Source organism: Kitasatospora sp. NPDC030952 (assembly GCF_055571335.1).
Genome location: NZ_JBVIFM010000026.1, coordinates 100,668 through 126,202, shown reverse-complemented (window position 1 = coordinate 126,202; position 25,535 = coordinate 100,668). Strand labels below are relative to the sequence as shown.

21 protein-coding genes and 1 pseudogene are annotated in these 25,535 nt (G+C 70.3%); 15 read left to right on the top strand and 7 right to left on the bottom strand.

Going from position 1 to position 25,535, the window contains the following annotated elements:
* The 3 genes from ACZ47G_RS33300 to ACZ47G_RS33290 all read left to right on the top strand — a co-directional run.
* The coding region (locus ACZ47G_RS33300) for an elongation factor 1-alpha C-terminal domain-related protein (protein WP_465749182.1) at positions 1–712 on the top strand (712 nt) is incomplete at its 5' end.
* Positions 709–1,467 carry an ABC transporter ATP-binding protein gene (locus ACZ47G_RS33295; protein WP_465749180.1) on the top strand — a complete coding sequence of 253 codons (759 nt, stop codon included), beginning with the start codon at positions 709–711 and terminating at the stop codon, positions 1,465–1,467. The genes ACZ47G_RS33300 and ACZ47G_RS33295, both read left to right, overlap by 4 nt.
* Before the next feature lie 160 nt (positions 1,468–1,627).
* Positions 1,628–2,377 carry an ABC transporter permease gene (locus ACZ47G_RS33290; protein WP_465749178.1) on the top strand — a complete coding sequence of 250 codons (750 nt, stop codon included), beginning with the start codon at positions 1,628–1,630 and terminating at the stop codon, positions 2,375–2,377.
* A gap of 14 nt (positions 2,378–2,391) precedes the next feature.
* Here the strand turns inward: ACZ47G_RS33290 and ACZ47G_RS33285 are convergent, their stop codons facing one another.
* Positions 2,392–5,190, bottom strand: coding sequence for an ATP-binding protein (locus ACZ47G_RS33285; protein WP_465749176.1), 2,799 nt, complete (start codon positions 5,188–5,190; stop codon positions 2,392–2,394).
* Between the two features lie 585 nt (positions 5,191–5,775).
* Between ACZ47G_RS33285 and ACZ47G_RS33280 the strand changes: the two genes are divergently transcribed.
* The gene (locus ACZ47G_RS33280) at positions 5,776–6,036 is read left to right on the top strand and encodes a hypothetical protein (protein ID WP_465749174.1); all 261 of its coding nucleotides are present in this window, start codon (positions 5,776–5,778) and stop codon (positions 6,034–6,036) included.
* A gap of 67 nt (positions 6,037–6,103) precedes the next feature.
* Positions 6,104–7,395, top strand: a pseudogene (locus tag ACZ47G_RS33275) (IS256 family transposase).
* Between the two features lie 52 nt (positions 7,396–7,447).
* Here ACZ47G_RS33275 and ACZ47G_RS33270 read toward each other — a convergent pair.
* A complete protein-coding gene (locus tag ACZ47G_RS33270; RefSeq protein WP_465749172.1) occupies positions 7,448–8,491 on the bottom strand; it encodes a tyrosine-type recombinase/integrase in 1,044 nt (347 codons plus the stop codon).
* A gap of 961 nt (positions 8,492–9,452) precedes the next feature.
* A complete protein-coding gene (locus ACZ47G_RS33265; protein ID WP_465749170.1) occupies positions 9,453–9,647 on the bottom strand; it encodes a hypothetical protein in 195 nt (64 codons plus the stop codon).
* A gap of 409 nt (positions 9,648–10,056) precedes the next feature.
* Between ACZ47G_RS33265 and ACZ47G_RS33260 the strand changes: the two genes are divergently transcribed.
* The 8 genes from ACZ47G_RS33260 (at position 10,057) to ACZ47G_RS33225 (ending at position 19,366) form a co-directional block, all read left to right on the top strand.
* Positions 10,057–12,072, top strand: a complete 2,016-nt coding sequence (locus tag ACZ47G_RS33260) for a HEAT repeat domain-containing protein (protein WP_465749168.1) — start codon at positions 10,057–10,059, stop codon at positions 12,070–12,072.
* 1,087 nt (positions 12,073–13,159) lie between these two features.
* The gene (locus tag ACZ47G_RS33255; protein ID WP_465749188.1) at positions 13,160–14,260 is read left to right on the top strand and encodes an LLM class flavin-dependent oxidoreductase; all 1,101 of its coding nucleotides are present in this window, start codon (positions 13,160–13,162) and stop codon (positions 14,258–14,260) included.
* 14 nt (positions 14,261–14,274) lie between these two features.
* On the top strand, positions 14,275–14,931 hold the full coding sequence (locus tag ACZ47G_RS33250) for an FMN reductase (protein ID WP_465749166.1): 657 nt from the start codon (positions 14,275–14,277) through the stop codon (positions 14,929–14,931).
* 282 nt (positions 14,932–15,213) lie between these two features.
* Entirely contained in the window at positions 15,214–16,446 is a 1,233-nt protein-coding gene (locus tag ACZ47G_RS33245) for a PucR family transcriptional regulator (RefSeq protein ID WP_465749164.1), read from the top strand.
* A gap of 335 nt (positions 16,447–16,781) precedes the next feature.
* Positions 16,782–17,030, top strand: coding sequence for a hypothetical protein (locus tag ACZ47G_RS33240; protein ID WP_465749162.1), 249 nt, complete (start codon positions 16,782–16,784; stop codon positions 17,028–17,030).
* Between the two features lie 122 nt (positions 17,031–17,152).
* Complete coding sequence (locus tag ACZ47G_RS33235) at positions 17,153–18,022, top strand: helix-turn-helix domain-containing protein (protein WP_465749160.1); 870 nt, start codon at positions 17,153–17,155, stop codon at positions 18,020–18,022.
* Positions 18,023–18,065: 43 nt separating this feature from the next.
* A complete protein-coding gene (locus ACZ47G_RS33230; RefSeq protein ID WP_465749158.1) occupies positions 18,066–18,788 on the top strand; it encodes an alpha/beta fold hydrolase in 723 nt (240 codons plus the stop codon).
* 77 nt (positions 18,789–18,865) lie between these two features.
* A complete protein-coding gene (locus ACZ47G_RS33225) occupies positions 18,866–19,366 on the top strand; it encodes an SsgA family sporulation/cell division regulator (RefSeq protein ID WP_465749156.1) in 501 nt (166 codons plus the stop codon).
* A 161-nt stretch (positions 19,367–19,527) separates the two neighbouring features.
* Here the strand turns inward: ACZ47G_RS33225 and ACZ47G_RS33220 are convergent, their stop codons facing one another.
* Positions 19,528–20,361, bottom strand: a complete 834-nt coding sequence (locus tag ACZ47G_RS33220; protein WP_465749154.1) for a ribosome-inactivating family protein — start codon at positions 20,359–20,361, stop codon at positions 19,528–19,530.
* A 364-nt stretch (positions 20,362–20,725) separates the two neighbouring features.
* On the opposite strand from ACZ47G_RS33220, the gene ACZ47G_RS33215 reads away from it, so the two are divergent.
* Positions 20,726–21,562: an alpha/beta fold hydrolase gene (locus ACZ47G_RS33215; protein ID WP_465749152.1), complete on the top strand. Its 837-nt coding sequence runs from the start codon at positions 20,726–20,728 to the stop codon at positions 21,560–21,562.
* A gap of 169 nt (positions 21,563–21,731) precedes the next feature.
* Here the strand turns inward: ACZ47G_RS33215 and ACZ47G_RS33210 are convergent, their stop codons facing one another.
* Positions 21,732–22,553 (bottom strand): alpha/beta fold hydrolase, encoded by an 822-nt coding sequence (locus ACZ47G_RS33210; protein WP_465749150.1) that lies wholly within the window; start codon positions 22,551–22,553, stop codon positions 21,732–21,734.
* A gap of 543 nt (positions 22,554–23,096) precedes the next feature.
* Here ACZ47G_RS33210 and ACZ47G_RS33205 point away from each other — a divergent pair.
* Positions 23,097–24,071, top strand: coding sequence for an SMP-30/gluconolactonase/LRE family protein (locus ACZ47G_RS33205; protein ID WP_465749148.1), 975 nt, complete (start codon positions 23,097–23,099; stop codon positions 24,069–24,071).
* A 119-nt stretch (positions 24,072–24,190) separates the two neighbouring features.
* On the opposite strand, the gene ACZ47G_RS33200 is transcribed toward ACZ47G_RS33205, so the two are convergent.
* A complete protein-coding gene (locus tag ACZ47G_RS33200; RefSeq protein WP_465743952.1) occupies positions 24,191–24,496 on the bottom strand; it encodes a GNAT family N-acetyltransferase in 306 nt (101 codons plus the stop codon).
* Positions 24,497–24,547: 51 nt separating this feature from the next.
* Positions 24,548–25,426: an alpha/beta fold hydrolase gene (locus ACZ47G_RS33195; RefSeq protein ID WP_465749146.1), complete on the bottom strand. Its 879-nt coding sequence runs from the start codon at positions 25,424–25,426 to the stop codon at positions 24,548–24,550.
* Between the last annotated feature and the right edge of the window lie 109 nt (positions 25,427–25,535).

Sequence of the window (25,535 nt, the reverse complement as noted above, 5' to 3'; positions counted from 1 at the left end):
CATGGACTGGTACGGCGGCCCGACCCTGCTGGAGCACCTGGAGACCGTCCCGGTCGGCAGCGACCCGAGCGCCGAACCGGCCCGCTTCCCGGTCCTGTACGTGATCCGCCCGCAGACCGAGGAGCACCCCGACTACCGCGGCTACGCGGGCCAGTTGGCCTCCGGGGTGCTGCGGGTCGGCGACCCCGTCACGGTGCTGCCCTCCGGCCTGACCACCACCGTCGCCGCGATCGACGCGCTCGGCCGCCCGGCGGACCTCGTCTGGGCCCCGCAGTCGGTCACCGTCCGGCTCGCCGACGACCTCGACGTCTCCCGCGGCGACCTCATCGCCGCCGGCCCCGCCCCCGTCCCCACCAAGGACATCGAGGCGACCGTCAGCCACCTCAACGAGCGCCCGCTGCGCGCCGGGGACAAGGTGCTGCTCAAGCACACCACCCGCACCGTCCGCGCCCTCGTCAAGGACGTCTCCTACCGCATCGACATCGACACGCTCGAACAGCGCTCCGGCGCCGACGGCCTGAACGTCAACGACATCGGCCACGTGGTGCTGCGCACCGCCGAGCCGCTGGCGCTCGACACCTACTCCGACAACCGCCGCACCGGATCGTTCCTCCTGATCGACCCGGCCGACGGCACCACCCTCACCGCCGGCATGGCGGGCGCGTCGTCCATCCGCGTCGTCCGCTCCGGCGACGGGTGCCCGCTGGCATGACGGCGAGCAGAATCGCGATCGACCTCCGAACGGTGTCGAAGACCTACGGATCGGCCGACTGCGGTCCGCCGGTGATCGACGGTCTCGACCTGCGAGTCGCTGCAGGGGACTTCGTCTGCCTGCTCGGCCGGTCGGGCTCCGGCAAGTCGACGCTGCTCAATCTGGTGGCGGGCTTCGACCGGCCGTCCTCGGGCGAGGTACAGGTCCACGGGTCCGGTCCGGCGATGCTCTTCCAGGACCACGCGTTGTTCCCCTGGCTGAACGCCGGTGAGAACGTCGAACTGGCCCTGCGCCTGGGCGGGAGGGCGAAGGCCGATCGGGCGGCCGAGGTGGACAGGCTGCTGCGACTCGTACGTCTCGAGGGCATGTCCGGGCGCCGGGTCCACGAGCTGTCCGGTGGGATGCGCCAGCGCGTGGCACTGGCCCGCGCACTGGCGCAGGGTTCTGACATCCTCCTCATGGACGAGCCCTTCACCGCGCTGGACGCGAGCACCCGCAGTCTTCTCCATGCAGAACTGATCCGCATCTGGACCGATCAGCAGCTCACCGTCCTGTTCGTGACGCACGACATCCACGAGGCCGTCGGACTCGGGAGCCGTGTCGTGCAGTTGTCCTCGCACCCCGGCCGGGTCGCTCGGGAGTGGTCTTTGGACCTCCCCTATCCCCGGCGGGCCGAGGATCCGGCCGTCAGGACGCTCACGCTGGACATCACCGCTCGCCTGCAGGAGGAGGCCGGACGCCATGCCCGTCCGTGATGACGTCGTCCGGCCGGACGCCCCGAGCACAGTGCCGTCCCCGGGGCCGCCCGTATGGGCCAGCGCCCCCGGCACGACCGGCCACTCCCGGGCTGTCCGCATCGCCCGAGCCGCCGTGCTTCGCCTTCGGGTCCTGTCCGTCAGGGTGGCCGCACCGCTGGTGACCCTCATCGTCGGGCTTGCCACCTGGCAGACGGCCTGCACACTGCATTGGTCGGCCTTCCTTCCCGCACCCGCCGCAGTCGGGCGTGACATCGCCGACGCGTGGGTGAGCGGAACCCTGGGGCCGGCACTCCTGCACAGCCTTCGACGATGCCTCCTCTCCTTCCTGTGCTCGGTGGGTGTCGGAATGCCCGTCGCTCTGCTTCTCTACCGGTTCACCGTCCTACGTCAGGCCGTCGGCCCCGTTCTCGGCGCCATCCAGTCGCTGCCTGCCGCCGCACTGGTACCGGCAGCCGTCATCTGCTTCGGCGCTTCGGAGAGCGCCGTCTACTGCGTCGCTCTGCTGGGCGCCGTCCCGTCGATCGCGGTCGGGATCGTCTCCGCCCTCGACCAGGTCCCCCCGCTGTTCGTACGGGTCGGCCGGTCGATGGGTGCGACTCGCCTCACCTTGGCGCGTCACATCCTGTTCCCCGCCGCGCTGCCGGGCGTCGTCGCCGCCCTCAAGCAGGGCTGGACGTTCGGTTGGCGAGCGCTCATGACGGCAGAACTCATCACCAGCACCCTCCCGGGCATCGGTCAGTTGCTCGATACCGGACGAAGGACGGGGAACCTGAGTCTGACCCTGGCGGTGACCGTCGTCATCCTCGCCGTTGGTATCGCGGCCGAAGCGGTCGCCTTCCGTCCGATCGAACGACGTGTCCTGCGCCGACGCGGCCTGTCGGTTGCCGAGGTCCCGGACGGCCGGTGATCCGGAGAGCGGCTTCAGGGCATGCGCAGTCCGGGCGCACCGGATCCTCCGCTCAGCGCCGCGCCGAGATCGTCCCGCCCACTGATCTGCAGCTTCCGGTAGACGTGGGTCAGGTGGAATTCCACCGTGCGACGGGTGATGCCGAGACGGCTGGCAATGGCCCCGCTCTCCAGTCCCTCCGCCGCCATGGCGGCGACACGTCGTTGGCTAGGAGTCAGTGAGGCGGGACCGGCCTGGGAGAGCCGGCGCGGGCGGGCCCCTGCGGCCAGCAGTCCCTGGTGCGCCTTCCGCATCGTCCGCGCAGCGGAGGCTGCCTGAGCGATGCCCAGCGCGCGACGCAGGTGCTCGCGCCCGACCTCCTTGTCGCCGCTCCGGGACAGCAGCTCTCCAAGAGCGGTGAGCGAAGAAGCGAGTTCGACGGGATCGGAGGCGCTCTCCAGCAGTGCGACCGACTCCTCCAACTGTGCTTGCGCCGCACTGGGCGGGCCGACCAGTGCGGACACCCGCAGCGCCCGGGCCGTGGTGACCGAGGCGCCCCAAGTACGGGCCTGCCGCAGTTCCTGCGCGGCGTACTCCCGGGCCGTCTCCGGTCGCCCGAGCCGGTGCTCGATGAGCGCCGCCTTGGAGCGCCACGCGATGCGGCCGGGATTGTCGCCCCACAGGTCATGTTGCAGTCGGCCGCACTCCTCGAGGTCCCTCAGGGCCGCCTGCCACCGTCCCCGGACGGCGAGAAGCGACGCCTTGGCTTCCAGGAGGCATGGCCAGAACCGGTTCTCCGGATTCGGCGCTGCGGCGAACCGACGGCCGATCAGCTCCGCGGCATCGATGTCCTCGCACTCCAGCTGCAGGTGAACAGCTGACGCGGCGATGCAGGGCCAGTAGGGATGAGTCTCGTCGGCGAGGCTGAGGGCGTAATCCATCTGCTGACGGGCCTGAGGAAGTTGCCCGGTCCGGTGGAGGATCCTGGCGCGCAGCGCCGCGACCGCCGCGCGCACCACGCGGGGCTGTCCGTCGACGCTGCTCTCCCGGAGCCCGCCCGACCAGCAGCGAGCTGCATCCAGCCGGTCCGCGGTCAGCAGGGCCGCGACGGCGTTGACCACGATTAAATCGGTCTCGGCACCGGCCCCCTGCAACGCCTCTCCGGCCAGGCGCGCGGCACGGTCCGCACCACCTGGAGCAACAGTGGAACGCACCGCGAGTGCGGCGAGCAGTGCGCGCTTCTCGGGTGTCCGGCTTGCCGCGTCGCTGCCGTGCTCGTGTCCGAAGGGGAGGTCGAGGTTCTCGGGCTCGCCGCCATCGGTGAGCAGGGCGCGCCCGCTGAGGATTCGCGTGAGCAGCGGATCGTTGTCGGGTGTCTCGGCGACGGCGCGATCGAGCAGCGCGAGGGCGCGTCGCGGCTGCTGCAGTTGGACAAGCGCCTGTGCGAGGAGCGGGACGAATCCCGCGCGTGCCGCCGGGTCCCGGATTAGCTGTTCGGCCTCGCCGAGATGCCGCATGCACGCCGCCATGTCGGTGGCGGCCTCGGTGGTTCCCAGCTCCACGAGCAGCTGCTGCCGTATCTCCTGCGACGAGGCCTCGCCGAGTGCGTGCCGGAGAAGGCGGGTAGCGGCTGCCACCTCGCCGCGCTCGGAGGCACCGCGGGCGCCGACGCGCAACGCGTCGACCCGCCAGGGCTCTTCGGGGCCGGAGCTCGCGGCGAGGTGCCGGGAGAGCCGCTCAGCATCGGCCTGAGACTCATACAGTGCGTGGGCGGCTGCGGCGTGGGCCGCCGTCTGGTCGACGGCGGCGAGTGTTCCGGCCAGTGACTCCGCCACCAAGGAGTGTGGGAAGCGACGTGGCGGCCCGGCTAGGAGCAGCCCGCTGCCGATTAGCACGGCCACCGCGTGGTTGATGGACGAGCGTTCCGCTCCGCTCGCCGCTTGGAGGACGTCCAGCGGAGTGTCGGCGCCCAGCGTGCCCATCAGGCCTGCGGTCCGTAGGACCTCCGGCGACTCCCGGCGCAGCACACTGCGCAGTGCGACCGGCAGCACCAGCGATCCGATGGCGGTCAGCCCCGCCAGTTCCGCCGCGTGCGGCGCCACTCCGGCTCGTGCCAGCTCGCGGAGCAGCTGCGCCAGGACAGCCGGATTCCCCCCGCTCAGCGCGTGGCAGGCCGTGCTGAACGGGTCGTCGGGACGGTCGCCGAGAACGTCGTTCAGCAGCTGGGAGACGCCCTCGACGGTCAGGGCGGCGGGCTGGATCACCCGACACGCCGGATGCAGCATCAGCTCACCGGCGAGGTCGTACCCGGTGGTCGGCGCCAGGCCACGTGATCCGACCGCGAGGAGAACGGGGACCTCCCCCAACCGGCGAGCCAGAAAGGCCAGCCAGTGCGCAGACTGCTCGTCTGCCCACTGGACGTCGTCCACTACGAGCGCGACCACCTGGCGCTCGGCCAGGCGTAGAACCGGTGCGCAGAGCCCCTCCAGCGCGTCGAAAGCCGGCCGTGTTCCTCCGAAGCCGCTCGTCTCCTCCAGCAGCCCGGCCAGGTCCATCGCGTCAGGGTGGTGCGCGGCGAGCGCTGGGGCCAACAGCTGACGTACCACGCCGAACGGGAAGTCCCGCTCGATCATGCTGCAGCGCGCTCTGAGAACGGCCGCTCCTTGAGAGTGCGCCCCTCGATCGAGGACGTTTAGAACGGCGGTCTTCCCGATGCCCGGCCGGCCGTCGACGACGGCCACCGCCGAGCGCCCGGAACCCAGCTCGGCCAGCAGAAACTCGAAGTCCTTCGATTCCTGCTCCCGACCCACAAGAGGAACATGGAACTCCGCCAAGGCGCTTCCCCCCGAAGCTGCAAACGAAACATCCCGCGCGAGAGGCCGGAAAATTCGGCACCCGTTAACGAAACATCAACTTAACACACCGTACACGCCCGCTCCCGGAGAGTCGGAGCTGGAGACATTGCGAAGGCTTGACAAAATTCTCCTGGCTGCCCCGAGGATCACGATGTCCATCCAGTCAGCGAACCATCCATTAGGGCGCCGCCTGGTGGTGGCCGCCTGCGAGTAAAGCGCAGCATGGTAGGGGCTCGGACTTGAGGGCCAGACGGTGCAGGTTGTGCCCACTCATCAGAATGCCCTCCCGGCATCACTCGCGGTGTTCACGGATCCTCCATGGGAAGTGCGCGGGGTTTGCATGCCATGTACACGAATGTCTCTCCCTGGGGCGCGCCCAGGCGGTGATGCAGATTTTCCTCATACCAACTAATCTCCCCAATAGAGAATTGATGGGGGGATTTGCCGGAAATTCCTTGCAATTCCGCGTAATGTCGTCCCTGACAGGTGCCGTGATCCGGCTGGTACGAGACCGCCACCCGCCGCGCGATCGCCCACGCGGCGAGCGACGGCGGCCTGCCCGCCGTGGTCTCCACCGGTTTCTTCGACATCGAGGACCTGGCCGACATGGCCGCCGCCCACCCCGACCTCCTCGACGACGACACTTTCGGTTGGATCACCGAGGCCGTCTTCAAGGAGGGATCCCTCCGGCACGAAGCCAGACTCCCGGTTCCGCAGGCCATGACCCTCTGGGACTGGGCAGCTCACAACCTCCTCGACAGCCTCCGCCCGGACCTCGAGGAAGACGAGCCCCCAGTCACTGACGCGAGCCCCAGGCAGTCCTGACCATCGCTCCGGCCGCCGCGGGTCTGTAAAAAGAACGGTGTAACTCCCGATCGAGGAGAAGCACCTGATGAAGGAAGTGACCGTCTCGGCTGACGCCGTGGAGGCCGTGCGGCCGGTGGAGTTGCAGCCGGACGCGCTGGACGAGCAGTTGATCGGGCAGCTGGTAGACCGGGCCCGCGCGAGCGGGCTGCAGCTCACCGGTGCCGGTGGCCTGCTGCAGCAGCTGACGAGGAAGATCCTGGGATCAGCTCTCGAAGGTGAGATGACGGACCACCTCGGCTATGAGGAGCACGATCCGGTCGGGGCCGGCAGCGGGAACTCGCGCAACGGCACCCGGTCGAAGGCCGTGCTGACCGGGGTTGGACCGGTGGAGATCGAGGTTCCCCGTGACCGCGAGGGCTCGTTCGAGCCGCAGCTGGTCCGCAAGCGGCAGCGGCGTCTGTCCGGGGTGGACGAGATGGTGCTGTCGCTGTCATCTGCGGTCTGACGCACGGTGAGATCTCGGCGCGCCTGGCCGAGGTCTACGGCGCGGAGGTGTCCAAGCAGACCATCTCGACCATCACCGACCAGGTTGTCGAGGGTATGGCCGAGTGGCAGAACCGGCCCCTCGATCCGGTCTATCCGGTGTGTTCATCGACTGCGTGCACGTGAAGCTGCGTGATGGTCAGGTCGCCAACCGGCCGATCTACGTGGCGCTCGCGGTCACGGTCGAGGGCACCAGGGAGATCCTGGGGCTGTGGGCCGGCGATGGCGGCGAGGGCGCCAAGTACTGGCTCCACGTCCTGACCGAGATCAAGACGCGGCGTCGCGGACGCGTGCGTGGTCGTCTGTGACGGGCTCAAGGACCTGCCCGACGCCATCGGCGCGGTCTGGCCGCAGGCCGTCACGCAGACCTGCATCGTCCACCTGATCCGGGCCTCGTTCCGCTACGCGGCCCGGCAGGACTGGGACAAGATCTCCAAGGCACTCAAGCCCGTCCACACCGCCCCGACCGAGGAAGCCGCCCTTGAGCGGTTCGTCGAGTTCACCGAGGCCTGGGGCGCGAAGTACCCGGCGATCGTGCAGCTCTGGGAGAACGACTGGGCCGAGTTCGTGCCGTTCCTGAGCTTCGACATCGAGGTCCGCCGGGTCGTCTGTACGACGAAGGCGATCGAATCCGTGAACGCACGCGTCCGCAAGGCCGTCCGCTCGCGCGGGCACTTTCCCAACGAGCAGGCCGCCCTCAAGTGCGTCTACATGGCGATCATGTCGCTTGATCCGACCGGAGAGGGCCGCAAGCGCTGGATGACCCGCTGGAAGGCCGCACTCAACGCCTTCGAGATTGCCTTCGACGGCCAACTCTCCGCTGGCCGTCGCTGACTCAACCCAACCGAGTTGCACCGTTCATTGGACAGACCCGCCGCCGCTGCCGCTACGCCGCCAGCGGCAGGTCGTCGTCGCCACGGGGGATGGCGCGGAGCCGGTCCGTCTGGGCTTGGTCGAGGGCTCGTGCTAGTGCGTTGACGGCCTGGTCGGCGGAGTCCTTGAAGAGGTGGCCGTAGAGGTTGATGGTGGTCGCGAGGGTGGCGTGGCGCAGGGTCTTGGAGACGATGGCGATGGGGATGCCTTCGGCGATCATGATGCTGGCCGCGGTGTGGCGCAGGTCGTGCAGGCCGATCGGGGGGAGTCCGAGTTCGGCGGTGCGTTTGCGGAGCTGGTCGAGGACCCATTGGGGCCGCAGGGGTGATCTGTCCGTGTGGGCGAAGACCAGGCCCTCCAGCCGGCCGTCGGGGTGGGCGGTCATCTGGAGGACGGCCTGGCGGTGGAGGGAGGTCATGACTCTGGGGGAGAGGCTGATCCAGGCGCGGCTGGCCTCGGTTTTGGGCTGGTTGAAGTGGAGGTCGCCGTTGTCCACGGCGGACAGGGTCCAGCGGACGAACAGCTTGCGGTCCATGAGGTGGACGTCCGACCAGTGCAGGGCCAGGACCTCGCCGCGGCGCATGCCGGTACCGAGCAGGACCTCGAACAGGTCGGCCAGCTGGTCAGCGTAGTGCTCGGCGTTGTGCCGCAGGAACGCCGCGGCCTCCTTCGGGGTCCAGCAGGTCCGCTCCTCGGCGCGGGGCTTGGGCGGCACGCAGTGCTCGGCCGGGTTGAACTTCAGCCGCCAGGAGCGCACCGCGTGGTTCAGCGCGTTGCGCAGCGTCGAGACGACCCGGTAGAGCGTGACCCGGCCTCGGCCGGCCTTGCGCTGCGCGGCCATCCAGTCCTCGATCTGCTTCGGCCGCAGGTCCAGCAGCCGGCACCGCCCGAACGCAGGAATCAGGTCCCTCTCCACGTACGCCTTATAGCCGACATAGGTGTTCGCGGTCAGCTCCTCCTTCCGCGCCGCCAGCCACTCCCGCAGGTAGTCCGCCACGGTCGTGCGACGCTCCTCGTACGCCCCGCTCAGCTCACCCTCCAGCTCCTGCGCGGCCACGGCCTCGGAGGCGAACCCTCCCCGCCGCCGGGTACGCCGCCGGCCGTCCTCCGGAGCCAGATCGACGCAGTACGTCCACGACCCGTGCTCCGCCTCCTCCAGCAACCGCACACACCACGCACCCAACTGCCGCCCGCCCTCGTCCCGGCACCCACACCGCCGGTACACCCTGCCCCGCTGCGCACGCTGTCCCATGAGCTTCCCCTTCTCCCGGACTGCTTGGTGACTCTTGGGCAAGAGTGGCTGCTGTGTCGGGTGTGGCGGCAGAGCGCGTTTGGGCGGTGCGCGAAGCACTCAGAACCGGATGGCGAGGACACGCTCAAGACGACACACCGTCCGGAAGATCACTATCCGTATCCAATGGGTAGGCGACCCTGATCCGACCGGACCGCCTCGTCTGCCAGGGGCAATGCACGACATGCCGCGGCGGTCGGCAGAAGGGTCCTGCTGAAGGATCGACAGATTGCTGTCACTCGCGGTGACGAAGGCGGGTCCGGGAGCCTGGGGACCATTTGGGGACCGCACCTGGTGGGCGCCCATGAGCGCCCGTGGGCGCCTACGGACATCTATGTACGAACTTGAACCCGGTTGGACATCGGCCGGGTTCGGAATCTGTCGGCCGTGGATTTCCATCGAGAGTCTCAACTTCCCGTGTTTTCAACTTAGTTGAGCAACAAGAAAGCCGAGGCCTTGAAGCCTCGGCTGTCGACACTAGTTGAACCCCTTGACTGGGGGTCAAGGGGTCGCAGGTTCAAATCCTGTCGTCCCGACATTGTGTCGGAAGGCCGTTGGCCGGGAGAGATCCCAGGTCAGCGGCCTTTTTGTTGATGGTCCGACAGGTGGTAGGCGGCTGCGGCGCCGTCGTTTTGCGATCTTGCCAGGGACCAGCCGGGGACCGGGGGCCAGAGCTGCTGTGGCTTGCTGTAGCCCTGGCGCCGCGGGACACAAGGGCTTTACCGGATCAGTGTGCGTCGTTGGGCGTCCGACTGCTGCGCCGCCGGCGTAGGCCCCAGGCCGCCATCGCGGTGACCAGTGCCACGGCGAGTCCGCCGAGGAACTCCGGCACCGCGGCCACCAGCAGGTCCGGCACGCCGCTCAGATGGCTGGCGCATCCTTCGCCGATCGTCTGGACCGCCTCGTTGATCTCTGTCGACATTGCTGTATGCCTCCACTGCTCGGAACGCCTCACGGTCGCCGTCGACCGGGCAGCCAGCCTGTTCGGCGTGGGTGGTGTCCCCAACCTGCGCTGGGACAGCCTGGGACCGCTCGGGGCAATTGCCCGCTGGCCGAGGGCCCGATCTGGGAGGATCGCGGATGTCCCGGGACAGTCTCAGGGACGTTCCTGAGGCGCCCCCGGGGCAGGAGTTCGAGGGAAGCCAGCGATGAGCGCACCAACGGGAGACGGCGCCGATGCTGCGTACGCACTCGGGGCCTTCCTCCGGACCCGGGCGCAGGAGGCGGGTCTGAGCGCGCGTGAGATCGCTCGCGCCTTCGAACAGCGGGCCGACCGGGAGCAGGCGGGGAGTGCGGCGGGGGCGGGCGGGCCAGCCGCCCCAGTTGGTGGGATGAGCTTCTCCAAGTCGCACCTCGACCGCCTCTTCAAGGGCGGTGCCGCGCTGCCGTCCGTCCGGTTCCTCGGGGTCTTCCTGGAGATCACCAGCGCCGCCGCCGGCCTGCCTCTGCAGCGCCACCAGGCGTTGTGCCGGGAGGCGACGGAACTGCTGTCCAAGGCCCGGCGGCTGAAGTCCCACCCAGGTGTGCGGCTGCAACCACAGCCGCAGTCGGAACCGCCCACCACGGCGGCGGCCATCGCCACGCTGCAGGCGCACCTCGACCTTGAACGGGCACATCGCGCCGGGGACCGTCTCCGCCGGGAGCTGAGCGACACCCAGGCGCTGATGGGCACGCTGCTGCAGATCATCGACGCGCTGCGGGACATCATCACCGATCTCGATCTTGACCTGTTCAGCGCACCACGCACCGCCGGGCGGACAGGTCCGCGCTCGCTGGCTGAGCGGCAGCGCACCGAGGCGGTCGAGTACAAGGTGGCGGCGGAGACGGAGTTCGACCGGGTTGACCACCGGCGGCGGGTGCTGGAGCTGCTGTGGGACCAGGCGCAGGGCAACTTGCGGCGGCTGGCCACGCACACCGATGTCGGGCACCTGCGGCCGCTACCCGACCTCCCGCCATTGCCGCCTCGAGGCGTCCTTTCACCCGGCCTCCACGCCGAGTCCGCGCTCGTGGACATCGCGACCGCCCTCGGCCGGGTCCAGGAGTACAACGACGCCGAGGAGCAGAAAGCCGCCGAGCTGCGGCGCGCCCTCGCGGACAACGCGCCGCTGGCCCCCGCCAACGAACTGGCGATCTTGGTGGCCGCCACTCGCCTGAGCGACCCACTCGCCCGCAGCACCGCCCTGCGAACCGTCCTGGCGAGTTGGGCCCACCACCCGAGCACCCGCGACACCCTTCTCCGTCTCGTCCATGACGACCAGCCGGCCATCCGCCACAGCGCGGCCTGGGGCCTGGCAACCGCCTGGGCCGGGAACCCCAAGGCCCGGGACGCCATCGCGACGCTGGCCGGCGACCCCGAGTACCACGTCCGGCAGACGGCAGCACTGGGCCTGGCGCACGGCTGGGCGGGCGACCACGCCGCTCGGGACGCGCTCGCCCGGCTCGTCCAGCACCAGGATCCGGGAGTCAGGCAGATGGTGGTGCAGGCGCTGGTTCAAGGGTGGGCGGGTGATCCGGTGGTCCGTGACTGCCTGATCGCCCTGGCCTGCGACAGTGAGGTAGTCGTCCGGGCGGCTGCCGCGGAATTCCTTGCCCGGGGCTGGCCCGACGACGGCATCGCACTGGCCGCCCTCCGCTCCCTCTGCGGCGATCCCGCGGAGTCCATCCGCTGGATCGCCGTGCAGGGGCTCGCGCGCCAGGGTTACACCTCGGCCACCTCGCCGGTGACGGCCAACGCCATCCTCCAGGCCGCCGAACTTCCACCTTCCTATAAGGCACTTGGGACCCTGCCGGTCGCCGCGGCGCTGCGCCAGGGAATCGGCTTCCACGAGGGGATCACCGTGCTGGTGGGTGCCAACGGCAGCGGGAAGACCATCCTGCTGAACGCCCTGGCCCTGTCGATGAGCCCGAAGCGCTCCGTTCGCCGGATCGATCAGTCGAGGGCGAGCCGGGACTTGGCCAAGCACCTCCGGATCACCTGGAACGGCCGACGGACGCCGTACAGCTGCTACCACCTCTCCGACGATGCCGTCCCGGTTCTCGACAGGCGGGCCTCCAGAATGGAGAACTGGCAGGCGTACCTGCGTTCCCTGGTCGAGTTGGACGGTGCGCCGAACAGGATTGTCCTAATCGACGAGCCCCTCGGGTTCTTGTATCCCATGCCGGAACCCAGGGTCTTCGACGTACTCTCAGAACTTGCTGACCGAGGCTTCCAACTGATCGTCACCTCGGTGCGAACCACCTGGACCGCCCTCCCCACGGCCCGCGTCATCAAGATTGACCAAAGTGCCCACCGCGCCGCCTCCTTCGATCCAACGAAGCTCCCTGACGGCCCGACGCTGTTGATCTAGATCGTTTCTTGCTGATCATCGGATCGCTGATCCGGCTGTGCCGTTGACCGACGCGAAGTGGACCCAGCCGCGCGGGACCGTCTGGGATTGGAATCCGGTGCCTCGCTACAGCAGAGGGTCCACGACGCTCGCGGACTTGGGGGCAGGGGCAGCGGAGCTCCCGTGGGTTTCAGGGAAGCGGGCCTGCTACCCGAGATCGATTTCTATGAGATGGAAATCTTCAGTCAAATCCATTCTGAGGAGCAGTCGTTGGAGATCGGACGGGAGGCCGGGAGACAGTTCGTTCAAGCGAGATATGCCGCTTCTCATCAGCGGTCCTGTCTCGCAGCGGCAAGGGGATGGGGGGTCGGTCGCGGATGGAGATCCTCTTCAGCTTCTGAGCTTGAGCTGTGTTGTCTATGAGGAGTTCAGCATCTACGCCCTCTCCGATGATGAGCTGCACCGGTACTCAGGTGGGCTTTGCGACGACAGGCCATCAAGCTGCAAGGTCTACGGAATCGGCGGGCCTGAGGTCCGGGGCGTGGCGGTGGCTTCCGGGTATTCCAGCACTGAGGATGACGGTGATTACTGGGAGTCGAGCAGCCTGCTCCGATTCGATTCCTGGCTTGAGTGAAGAAGCAGGCGTCTGGCCGAGGCGCCCGGCCACGCGCCTGCGGGACGTATCGGTGGCGGGTTACGGGTCCGCCGTGGCGGGCCGCAGCACTCTGCGGGTGGCCGGGATGACCGGGAGCTTCCCCGAGACCTTCCTCGCGGGTGGGTGGGACGGCCTGCTGGGCGTGTCCGGTCAGGTCGCTGAGTACTGGGCGTTCCGCGGCGGTGGGTTCGGCGGCGGCTTCCGTGAGTGCGGCACGCGCGGTTCGTGGGCTCGGCGTTGTCGGCGGCGGGTTGGGCGAGCGCGTACTGGTTGATGGTCAGGGCGGTGTCGAGGGCGTCGTTGAGGGGGGGTGGGGTTGGCGGTGCGGTGGGGGAGAGGGGAGGGCGCTCCGGGGCAGGGGGCCGTGCGCGCAGTACAAAGCCGGGGCTGCCGGGGCTGCCTAGGGTCGCCGTAACCAGGTTCCCTGACCCAGGAGTTGAAGTGAGTTCAGGCATGCAGTTCGGGATCTTCTCGGTCGGTGATCTCACCCAGGACCCCACCGCCGGTACCGCGCCCACCGAGCACGAGCGCATCAAGGCCATCGTCACCATCGCCCGCCATGCCGAGGAGGCCGGACTCGACGTCTTCGCCACCGGCGAGCACCACAACCCGCCGTTCGTGCCGTCCTCGCCCACCACCATGCTCGGCTGGATCGCGGCGAAGACCGAGAAGCTCATCCTGTCCACCGCCACCACCCTCATCACCACCAACGATCCGGTGAAGATCGCCGAGGACTACGCGATGCTCCAGCATCTCGCGGACGGCCGGGTGGACCTGATGATGGGGCGGGGCAACACCGGGCCGGTCTACCCGTGGTTCGGGCAGGACATCCGCGACGGCCTCGCCCTCGCCGTGGAGAACTACGCGCTGCTGCGCAGACTCTGGGAGGAGGAGGTCGTCGACTGGGAGGGCAAGTTCCGCACTCCGCTGCAGGCGTTCACCGCCACTCCGCGTCCGCTCGACGGGGTCGCACCGTTCGTCTGGCACGGCTCCATCCGCTCGCCCGAGATCGCGGAGCAGGCCGCCTTCTTCGGCGACGGCTTCTTCCACAACCACATCTTCTGGCCCAAGGAGCACACCCGCCGGATGGTGGCCCTCTACCGCAGGCGCTTCGCCCACCACGGCCACGGGACGGAGGAGCAGGCCATCGTCGGACTCGGCGGCCAGGTGTTCATGCGGCGCAACTCCCAGGACGCGGTCCGCGAGTTCCGGCCCTACTTCGACAACGCCCCCGTCTACGGACACGGCCCCTCGCTGGAGGAGTTCACCCGGGAGACCCCGCTCACCGTCGGCTCTCCGCAGCAGGTGATCGAGCGCACCCTGTCCTTCCGCGAGTACGTCGGCGACTACCAGCGCCAGCTCTTCCTGGTGGACCACGCCGGTCTGCCGCTGAAGACCGTGCTGGAACAGATCGACCTGCTGGGCGAGGAGGTGGTGCCCGTCCTGCGCAAGGAGTTCGCCGTCGGCCGGCCCGCGACCGTGCCCGCCGCCCCCACCCACGCGAGCCTGGTCGCCGCGCGCGACGCCGAGGCCGCCGCCGAGCAGCGTCCCTGACCGGAGGTCGTCCCGTGTCCACCCCCACCGCGCCGAACCCGCTGCGCCTGGCCGTCGTCACCGCCGGTCTGAGCCAGCCCTCCTCCACCCGCCTGCTCGCGGACCGGCTGGCCGCGGCCACGAGCCGCCGGACGGCCGACCGCGGCCGGTCGGCCGAGCCGTACAGCGTCGAACTCCGGGAGGTGGCCGTCGACATCGCCCACAACCTGCTCACCGGCTTCCCCGCCGGGAGGCTGCGCGAGGCCGTCGACGCCGTCACCGCGGCGGACGGCATCATCGCCGTCACGCCGGTCTTCACCGCGTCCTACAGCGGCCTGTTCAAGTCCTTCTTCGACGTCCTGGACAACCAGGCGCTGAACGGCAAGCCCGTCCTGATCGCGGCCACCGGCGGCACCGTCCGCCACTCGCTGGCCCTGGAGCACGCGGTGCGACCGCTCTTCGCCTATCTGCACGCCGTCGTGGTGCCGACCGCGGTCTACGCCGCTCCCGAGGACTGGGGCTCGACCGGATCCCCCGGTACGGCGGAGCTGGCCCGCCGCATCGACCGGGCCGGCGCCGAGCTGGCGGCTCTGATGGCCGGGCGCCCGGACGGCCGACGTCCGTCCGACACCGGAGACGAGGAGGACCTCGCCTCCTTCACCGAACTGCTGAACACGGCAATGCGTCGCTGAAGGAGTGACGTCCGGACCGGCCACACCGCCGTCGCCCTCCGCGTCTCCCGGTGGCGACGCGTAGTCACCGGGGCGGCCCCGTGGGGGTTGCCGGGGGTGACCGGGGGGTGGTCGGTTCCGGCAGTCATATGACCTAGCAGGTCGAGTGCACTCCCAGGCAAGATCATTCTTGATCGGCAGGTCTTGCACGTGCCCGCTGACCCGCTGTCCCACGGCGGTGTTCCGCGCGGGTGCCCGGCCGCGGTCACGGCACTGTACGGACGGGCAGCGGGGAGTTTCATCGTGGCGGGTTCCATCCAGCGGGCGCGTGGTGCCAGTGAAGCCCTGCAGGAGCTCGTCGACGCGCTCGCGGCCGAGCTGGGGCGGTCGGTGGTGCTCGACGACGCCCTGGTCCGGGTGATCTGCACGAGCCGTCACTACGGGGACGAGGACCCGGTGCGCATCCGCACCCTGTTGCAGGGCCTGGCGGACGCCGAGGTCATCCGGTACGTCCTGGGGCAGGGCGTGATGCAGTGGCCCCGGCCCGGATACCTGGCGGGCCGGGACGACCTCGGCCTGCTGCAGCGCTACTGCGTGCCGCTGCGGGAGCGCGGTCACCTGCTGGGTGTCCTCATGGTGGTCGCCCCGGACGAGCAGCTCACCGAGGCCGAGATCGCGGCGATCGAGCGGGCCACCCGCGGCGTGGCGGCGCAGTTGTACGACGAGCAGACGTCCGCGGACGAGACCTCGGCGGGGCACGGCCGGCTGCTGGAGGAGTTGCTGGGCACCGACGTCGTGACGCGAAGCACCGCCCGGGGGCTGCTGCTGGACCAGGGTCTCCTCCCCGACCGGGCGCACTGGGTGGTCAGCACCGTTCTGGTGGCAGCGCATTCGACGCCCCCCGGGCAGGTGACGGTGGCGCTGCGGGGCGCCCTGGAAGCGCATGTGCAGACGCGCACCGCGCGCGGCCTGATGGCCACCGGGGGCGACCGGGCCGTCCTGCTCCAGGGCTTCGAGCGCGAACCGCGTCCGGACGACCTCGCCGCCCAGTCCCGTCGCATCCTCGGGGCGCTGGAGACCTTCCTGGGGGAGCGGGCCCGTGCCGTGGTCGGCATCGGCGGGCGCCGGACCGGACTCGCGGACGCATGGATCTCCGCCGAGCAGTCGCGGGTCGCCGCGCGGGCGGCGAGGCGGCTGTCGCACCTGGAGCGGGTGGGTGACTGGGAGGCCCTGGGCGAGTTCGCCGTCCTGATGCAGCTCCCCGAGCACGCACTCACCGAGACCCTCGTCCCCCAGCCGCTGCGACGGCTGCTGGACGGTCCCGCCACCCAGCGGCTGGAGGAGACGCTGCTCTGCTTCCTGGAGAACGGTGGGTCGGCGCCCAAGACCGCCGAGGCCCTGAACCTGCACCGGACCTCGCTCTACTACCGGCTGCGGCAGATCCAGGAGATCACCGGACTGGACCTGGACAGCGGGGCCAACCGGCTGTTGCTCCACCTGGGCCTGCGGATCCGTGAGCTGGTGGCCGGGTCGTAGCCGCTGCTCACGTCCTGATGCGTACGCCCTGATGCGCACGTCCTGATGCGCACGTCCTGATGCGTACCCTCTGAGCTGCGGCGATCCCTCCGGATCAAGCTTTGCTACAGAGCGAGGAAGCCGGCCCGCACAATCCCTACGGCGGTCGGTGGTGCCACCGGGGGCGTCGGCGTCAGACTTCTTCCAGTGGCGCACCAGGGCCGCGGGCCGCCTGGCACCGTACCCCCGGGGCGGCCCGATCGAGAGGAAGAAAGAGCCGTGCACGAGTTGGTCACCGAGGACGGGGGACGGGGCGCGAACGGCGCTCCGCGACAACGGCCCGGTCGGAGATCGCGGTGCCGCCGCAGTTCGACCACTGCGCGCAGGACCGGCGCGGCGTCCTGCCGCGGATCCTGGCTCCCTCACCGGTGTTCGGCTGCGACGGAAGCCGTGTCGCGCCCCGGCCCCGGCGGTTCCTCGCCGAGCTGATCCCTGCCGAGGTCGCGGGCCCGCCGGTCCCCTTCCTCCTCCTTGAGAACTTCGCCGCGGTCAGTGCTGCCGTGTTCAGCGCTGCCGTGTTCAGTGCTGCCGTGTTCCGCTGCTGAGTCCGCTGGACTCGCAGCCCACGCCTCCACGCCTCCACGCCTCCACGCCTCCACGCCTCCATGCCCCCACGCCCCGCGCTTCCCGGATTGGAATTCCCGTGATCCAGTCGGACACCACAGTCATGTCCGAAACCGCCCCGGCCGCCGCCCGCTCTGACCCACGGACCGGCGGCGGCCCGGAGCGCATCGACCTTCTCCCGCCGCCCCCGGGGGCCGGGCCCGACGAGCACCTGCACGTGGGTGTGTACCGGCGCGGGGACGCGATCGTCCGGCGCCAGGGCGTCGACATCCCGTTGGAGCCGGGCGACCTGCTCATCAGCAGCGCCCCTCAGCCCCCGAACCTCCTGCACGCCGGGTCCAGTGTCTTCCTCTGGTTCCGCGTGCCCCGCTTCTACCTCGCCCTCGCCTCAGGCGAGCACGCCCACGTCCACGGGCTCCTCGCCCGGGGCAGTGCCGGGATCGGCTCGCTGGCCTCCCGGTTCCTGCTGGAGCTCGCCACCGGGGACGGCGACGCCGACCGGCCGCGGGACGCGCTCATGACCTCGCGTCACCAGCTGGCCCGCAACGCGGCCGACCTGCTGTCCCTTCTCGTCACGGATCTCCTGGAGGAGGAGAACGCACCCTTGACCGCCGTCAGCACCGAGCTGCTGTCCCGGATCCGCCGCCACATCGATGCGAACCTGATGGACCCCGACATGTCACCGGAGAGCATCGCCCGCGCCCACCACATCTCCGTGCGGTACCTGCACAAGCTGTTCCAGAAACAGGGCATGACGGTCGGCCACTGGGTGCGCCGGCGGCGGCTGGAGGAGTGCCGCCGGGAGCTCGCCCGTACCCCGAACCGCACCAGCACCGTCTCCGCCGTCGCCCACCGCTGGGGCTTCGTCAGTGCCGCCCACTTCAGCCGGGTGTTCCGGGCCGCCTTCGGCGTCTCGCCGAGCCAGTGGCAGGCCCACGCCTCGGGCCCGAGCACCCGGGAGCACACGCCGTGACCGCGGACCGGTCGGACGTCGCCCCACCTGGAGAGGCCCCCTGATGCCCACCGCCCCGAGCGTCGTCCTCGTCCACGGCGGATTCGCCGACACCAGCAGCTGGATAGGCGTCGTCGCCGAACTCCAGCGCCATCGGATCCCGGTCCTCGCCGCCGCGACGCCGCTGCGGGGCCTGGCCCAGGACGCGGCCTACCTCACCGCTCTGCTGGACCGGATCGACGGACCGGTGGTCCTGGTCGGCCACGCCTACGGAGGGGCCGTGATCACCGCGGCCGGGGTGGTGCCCAAGGTCGTCGGCCTGGTCTACGTATCCTCCTACCTCCCCGACGCGGGGGAGAGTCACGCGGACCTCCAGAGCCGCTTCACACCCGCCCCGATCCTCGCGTGCCTCCAACGCTCGACCTGCGACCCCAGCGCCGGGGGCCCGGGTACGGAGCTCATCGTCCGCGCCGACGCCTATCCGGAAGTCTACGCCGCCGACCTCGCACCGGACCTCGCCGAGGTCCTCGCCGCGATCCAGCGTCCGATCGCCGAGAGCACCCTCACCGACTCCGCCCCGGCGGCAGCCTGGCGCACCAAGCCCGCCTGGGCCCTGGTCACCGGCTCCGACCGGGCGCTGCCGCCCGAGATCCAGCGATTCACCGCCCACCGCGCCGGAGCGACCGTGCACGAGGCCGCGACGGCCTCCCACGCGGTGACCCTCTCCCAGCCGGGCCTCGTGGCCGACCTGATCATCCAGGCCGTCCAGGCCCTGAGCCCCGCGTGACCGTACGGCCGTCCGCCGTCCGCCGTCCGCCGTCGTCCGGCCCCGGACACCGCCCCACCGACCAACGAAGGAATCCGATGTCATCGCGTCCCACAGCCACCAGCCCGTCCAGCCCGTCCAGCTCGTTCAGCTGGTTCGGCTCGCCCGACCAGCTGTCGCAGTCGCGGCCCGCCGCCACCGAGCTCGAACTCGGTGGCCGGCTCGTCGTCAGCGCCGACTTCTCGATCCCCCTCAGGGTCCGCTGGCGCTACAGCAGGGCGGATCCCCTCGCCGTCTCGCTGGACGTGGTCACCGGGGTGGGGCCCGATGTGCGGTGGGCCTTCGCACGCGACCTCCTGTGGGACGGCCTGCGCGCCCCCGCCGGCCTCGGCGATGTGCGGATCTGGCCGCCCTGCCCCTGCCACGGTCGGCCCGATCTGCGGATCCTGCTGCGGGGAAAGGACGGCTCCGCGCTCGTGGACGTCCCCTCCAAGCCGGTCCGCACCTGGCTCGGCAAGGAGTGTTTCGCACTGGTACCGCTCGAGACCGAGGCGGAACACATCGACTGGGAAAGGGAGATGGGGCACGTGATGAGCTGAGCCGTCCGCGACCCCGCTGCGTACGACCCCGCTGCGTACGACCCGGTTGAGGAGCGGCCTCGCGGCGCACCAGTACCGTACGGGCGGGCGCGGCCGCCAACGGGAGTGCGGCGAACGCCCCCGTACGCGTGGGGCGTTCGCCGGACGGGACCCGAGAGCCGTCAGAACCTCGCCTGGGAGCCGTTGAGTTCGACGAACTGGAGGACGGCCAGCAGCTCGCTGATGGTCCGCACGATGTGGCCCAGGACGGTGATCTGCCGGCTGTCGTGCCGGACGCCCACCGCGTTCGCGAAGTCCGAGATCTGGCCCCACTGGTTCTCCAGGTCGGCGTATTGACCGCCCAGGGGAGTGTGGGTCCAGTCGCGGATGTTGCTGCGGATGTTGTCGAAGATCGGGGCGAACCGTGAGGCCTCGGAGAAGACCTGGATCGCGACCAGCAGGGCGCGGCCGACGCCGTCGTTGTACTCGTGCGCCTGGCGCAGCGTCTGCATGGCGTTGTAGATCGTCTCGGGTTCGAGGACGAGGTTCTGCCGGTTGTTGCCGCCCGGCAGGGCGGTGTAGTTCCCGGTGTTCGGCATGATGCGGGCGTGCTGGATGCCGAGTGCGTACTGGAACTCCTGCGTACGCCCGTCGGAGAACACGAAGTGCTCGTTGGCGGTCGGGGAGTAGAAGCCGGCCACGTAGAGGTTGTCCGACCACAGGTAGACGGACGTGAGCTGGTGATCGCCGTCCATCACCCGGACCTCGACCAGGCGCCGCTCGCTGGTGGTCTGCCGCAGCCGCGGGATGTTGGTCTCGTGTCCGTAGGTGTTGCGGTGGATGAAATCGATGATGTTCCAGTAGTTCTGGGCGTGCTGCGCACCCCGGCTGGTGATGTTCGAGACGTTCCAGTCGACCCGCCGGTCGTCGGCGGCGTGGGCCGTGCCGCTCAGCGCGGTGGCCAGGCCCGCGGCAAGGGCCAGCGAGAGCAGCGCGGACCAGATTTTCTTCAGCATGTTTCCAGTTCCTGAACGATCGCCAGTTCTTTTCCGGCGGTTGCGTTCCGGACAGTAGGACGGCGTGCGGCGTCCGGCTTCTCCCGCAGCGCACGGTCGATGACCGCTGCGTGCACGGGGCGGGGGAAGCCCCGGAAGAGCGTGCTTAGGTTCTAGTGGTCCTCGCAACACCCCAGCTCAGGGGATGTGATGGACTTCAAGATCCGTAGGGGCCGGAAGCCGTAGGGGCCGAGGAAGCTCCGGGGCGAGCGGGTGCACCGGAGCCGCTCCTGCGCGCCCGCACGGGCCGGGGCGCCGCGGTCGCCGCCGACGGGGGCCGGCGCTCCTTCTCCAGACCGACGACCGCGAGGGAAAGAGGAAGACCGTGGAGAGCTTCACCACCGGGGACGGGGTCCGTCTCGCCTACCGCGACAGCGGTGGCGAAGGGACGCCCCTGGTCATGCTGCACGGCTGGGGGCAGACCCAGGAGATGTTCCGCCATCAGTTCGAGGGGCTGTCCGTCGGGCGGCGCGTCGTGACGGTGGACCTGCGCGGCCACGGCCGCTCGGCCAAGCCGCACCACGGGTACCGCATCGCCCGGCTCTCCCGCGACGTCCTCGACCTGGCCGAGCACCTCGGGCTCACCGCCTTCGACGCGCTCGGGTGGTCCATGGGCGCCTCGGTGTGGTGGAGCTTCATCGACCAGTACGGCACCGGCCGGATCCGCCGGCTCGTCATCGTGGACCAGCCGGCGGCGGTGGCCGCGGTGCCCTGGATGACCGAGACCGAACAGCAGGAGTCCGGCGCGATCTTCGACGTCGCGGGGCTGCTGGACCTCGGTGCCGCCCTCGCCGGGCCCGACGGACGGCAGGCGCGGCGGGACTTCGTGCGCTCGATGTTCACCGGTGCCTCCGATCCCGACCTGCTCGCCTTCGTCGCCGACGAGATCGAGTCCACACCGGCGTACGCGGGCGTTCCGCTGCTCTTCGACCACTGCGCGCAGGACTGGCGCGACGTGCTCCCCCGCATCGACGTACCCACCCTGGTCCTCGGCTGCGAGGGCAGTCACGTCGACCCGGCCTCGCAGGGGTTCATCGCCGAGCGGATTCCCGGTGCCGAACTGCACGTCTTCCCACGGGACACGGCCAGTTCACACTTCCCGTTCCTGGAGAACCCCGGCGAGTTCAACGCCCTCCTGGAGAAGTTCCTGACCCGCACCTGACCCTTCCTCCGGGGACGCGGCCGTCCGGGCCCCGGGCCCTGAGCCCCGGACCCTGATCGCGAGCGAGCCCCGGCGGGTGGGGTCGAAGGACCCACCCGCCGGGGCTCGCGCTCTCCGGGGTTCGCGGGTGCGGGCCGCACTCGGCCACGGCCCGCACCCGGCCACGGGCTCAGGCGCCGAGGAACTCGATCAGGTCCTTGGTGAACGCGGCCTCGTACGCGCCGACCAGGCCGTGCGGGGCGCCGGGGTAGACCTTGAGGATGCCCTGGGAGAGAAGCTCGGCGCTCTTCTCCGCGGACGCGGCGATCGGGACGATCTGGTCGTCGTCGCCGTGGGCGACCAGGACCGGGATGTCGATCTTCTTGAGGTCCTCGGTGAAGTCGGTCTCGGAGAACGCCTCGACGCAGTCGAGGGCGGCCTTCAGACCGGCCTGCATGCCCTGGAGCCAGAACTCGCGGCGCTTGCCGTCGGAGACCTCGGCACCGGGCCGGTTGTAGCCGAAGAAGGTCTCGCTGAGGTCGTAGTAGAACTGCGACCGGTCGGCCGCGACGCCGGCCCGGATGCCGTCGAAGGCCTCGATCGGGGTGCCCTCGGGGTTGGTCTCGGTCCGGAGCATCAGCGGCGGCACGGCGCCGAGCAGGACGGCCTTGCGCACCCGGTCGCTGCCGTGGCGGCCGAGGTAGCGGGCGACCTCGCCGCCGCCGGTCGAGTGGCCGACCAGGACGGCGTCGGTGAGGTCGAGCTGCTCCAGCAACTCGGCCAGGTCGTCGGCGTACTGGTCCATGTGGTTGCCGTCCCAGGTCTGCTCGGACCGGCCGTGCCCGCGCCGGTCGTGGGCGATGACCCGGTAGCCCGCGTCGGCGACGGCGACGGCGAGGCTGTCCCACGCGTCGGCGTTCAGCGGCCAGCCGTGCGAGAGGACGACCGGACGGCCGGTGCCCCAGTCCTTGTAGAACTTCTGCGAACCGTCGGTCAGGGTGATGAACGGCATGATGTGCCTTTCCAGTTGCGGGGATCGACCGGCCCTTCGGGCAGGCCGGTGGTGGGTGGAGCGCGGGTGGCGCTCCGGGCAGGGCCGGGGACTCGGGCGGTGTGTGCGCGGGGAGCCCCGGTCACTGCCGGGGGCCGTCGAGGATCTCGGGGCCGAACCGGACGAGCACGTGGTCGCCGGTCGCCGGTCGTCGATCGGGCGGAGGAGCGTCAGCGCATCGGGATTCGCTCAGGAGTCCTGCCGAAGCCCGGGTTGCGCGGCCGCAACTTCCCCCGACCGCCGGGACCGAAGCTATCCGCATATCCAGTAGGCGACTTGACTCGCGACGAAGGGTCGTTGCCTCAGGGTGTACACCGGCCGCTCGGCGCGATGGATGCCGCGGCGGCATCGTGGCGCCGTGTCCGGGCGCCCGCGGACCAGCGGCAGGGCACGGACGAACAACACACCGCCGCCGTGGACCGTAGCGTCCCCTCCGGGTCGGCGGTACTTCGCCCGCAGGGAACCGCCGGCGGCTTCCGTCCACGAAAGAAAGAGCGAACCCCCATGCCAAACTTCCTGACAGGCACGCGCACCGGCCTCGCGGTCTCGGTCGTCGCGGCAGCCCTCGCCGTCACCGTGGCCGGCCCCGCGATCACCGCGACGGCCGCCCCGGGACCGGACGTCCGGTTCGTCGCACACCTGGACATCGCCGACGGGCAGCGACCGGAGAACATCACCTTGGAGCCCGGCGGCAGCGCCGTCGTCACCTTCGCCTTCAGCCGCCAGATCGCCCGCATCGGTCAGGACGGCACGGTGCGCGTTCTCGCGACCATGCCCGAGCCCCCGGCCGGCTCCACCACCCCGGCACTGTCGTCACCGTTCCTGGGCGGAGTCGTCCGCGCCCACGACGGGACCCTGTACTTCCTCTACGCCACCGGCAGCAGCGACCTGACCGGCCTCTGGCGCCTGCGGCCCGGCGGCACGCCGCAGCGCATCGCCGCCCTTCCCGCCGACGGCCTGCCCAACGGGCTGACGCTCGACCCGGACGAACACCACCTCTACGTGGCCGACTCGGTCCTCGGCACGGTCTGGCGCGTGCCGAGCGGCGGAGGCACGCCCACCCGCTGGGCCACCGCGCCGGAACTGGCCGCCGTCAAGTTCCTCGGGGCCAACGGCATCAAGGTCCACGACGGCGCGGTCTGGGTCTCCAACCTGGACAAGGGGACCGTGCTGCGCATCCCGGTCACCCGGTGTGGCGCCGCCGGCGCCGTCCAGACCAGGGCCACCGGCCTGGTCGACATCGACGACTTCGCGTTCACCGGCCGCGGCGACACACTGCTGGCCGCGATCAACGCGGACAACGAGGTCGCCCTGGTCAGGCCGGACGGCAGCCACACCATCGTGCTGACCGGCGCCGACGGGCTGGAGAACCCGACGTCGCTCGCCGTACGGGGCACCACCGCCTACATCGCCAGTGGTGCCTACTTCACCAACCACGACCCCAACCTCCTGGCCGTCCGGATCCCCGACGGCAGGTAGGGCCGCCGGGACCGGCCGGTGCCGCTCCTCCGGGAACGGCACCGCACCTCCCGCTGCCGGCACCCCGTGGGGTCCGAGAGTGCGTGGAGAATGCCGGCCGCGGTGTCCGCGGCCGCCGGTCAGAAGCCGAAGCGGGTGCGCTGTGCCTCGGGCACCAGGTCGACGTACTCCGGGTGCTTGCCGATCCAGGCGCGGATGAACGGGCAGTAGGGGAGGACCGCGAGCCCCTGCTCCCGGACGGTGTCCAGGGCGGCGCGGGCCAGGGTGCCGGCGAGGCCGCGCCCGGCGAACTCCGGGTCGATCTCGGTGTGGATGAAGGCGATCTCGTTCTCGTACCGGTGGTACTCGGCGAAGCCGGCGAGCGCACCGTCGTCGGTGATCTCGAATCGCGACCGGTCGGGGTTGTTCGCGACGGTGGTCGTCATCGTTCCTCCTGCATCTGGGGCTGCGAGCGGTGGCCCGGCCCGGGATTTAATTTAGCATTCAACTAGATGGTGATCAAGTGCCTCGCGCTCGGGCCGTCGGACGGCGATGAAGGCGAGCAGTTCCTGGTTGACCTCGTCGGCGTGCGTCCAGATGAGGCCGTGCGGGGCGCCCTTCAGCACCACCAGGCGGGCGCCCGCGATGCTCCGGGAGAGCGGGACCGCGGTCGAGCGCAGCGGCAGCGTGCGGTCGGCGTCGCCGTGGACGACCAGGACGGGGACGTCGATCCGGGCCAGGTCCGCGCGGAAGTCGGTGGGCCGGGCCGGGGCGCGGTGCAGGGGCGCCCCGGCGGAAGCCGAGACGCCGATGTTCCAGCTGTACTGGACCACCTGGTCGCTGACCCGCTCGCCGCCGAGCACGTCCACGTCGTAGAAGTCGGCGAGGAAGCCCGCGACGAAGGCGGGGCGGTCGGCGCGGATGGCGCCCTGGACCTCCCCGAGGACGATGCCGTCCACGCCGTCGGGGTCGGCGTCGGTCCGGATCGGGAACGGTGGCACCGCACCCAGCAGCACGGCCCCGGAGATCCGTTCCGACCCGTAGCCGCCGAGGTAGCGGACGACCTCCCCGGTGCCCATGGAGAAGCCGACCAGGATCACGTTCCACAGGTCGAGGCGGCTGAGCACGGCGTGCAGGTCGGCCGCGAAGGTGTCGTAGTCGTAGCCGGACGCCGGCTTGTCGGAGGCGCCGAAGCCGCGGCGGTCATAGGTGATCACCCGGTGGCCGGCGGCGAGCAGCGCGGCTTCCTGCTTCTCCCAGGAGGCCCCGTTGAGCGGCCAGCCGTGGACGAGCACCACGGGCCGGCCGGAGCCGTGGTCCTCGTAGTACAGGTCGATGGTGCCGGCGTTCTCTTCGCCGACCGTGATGAAGGGCATGCTGACCGTCCTCGTGGTGCAGGCCGAACAGCGCTGGCTGAAAGGCCGGTTGGTCTTGACGTCGGTCATTCCGGTGTACCGCCCGGTCCTCAGCGGCCCAGTCCTCAAC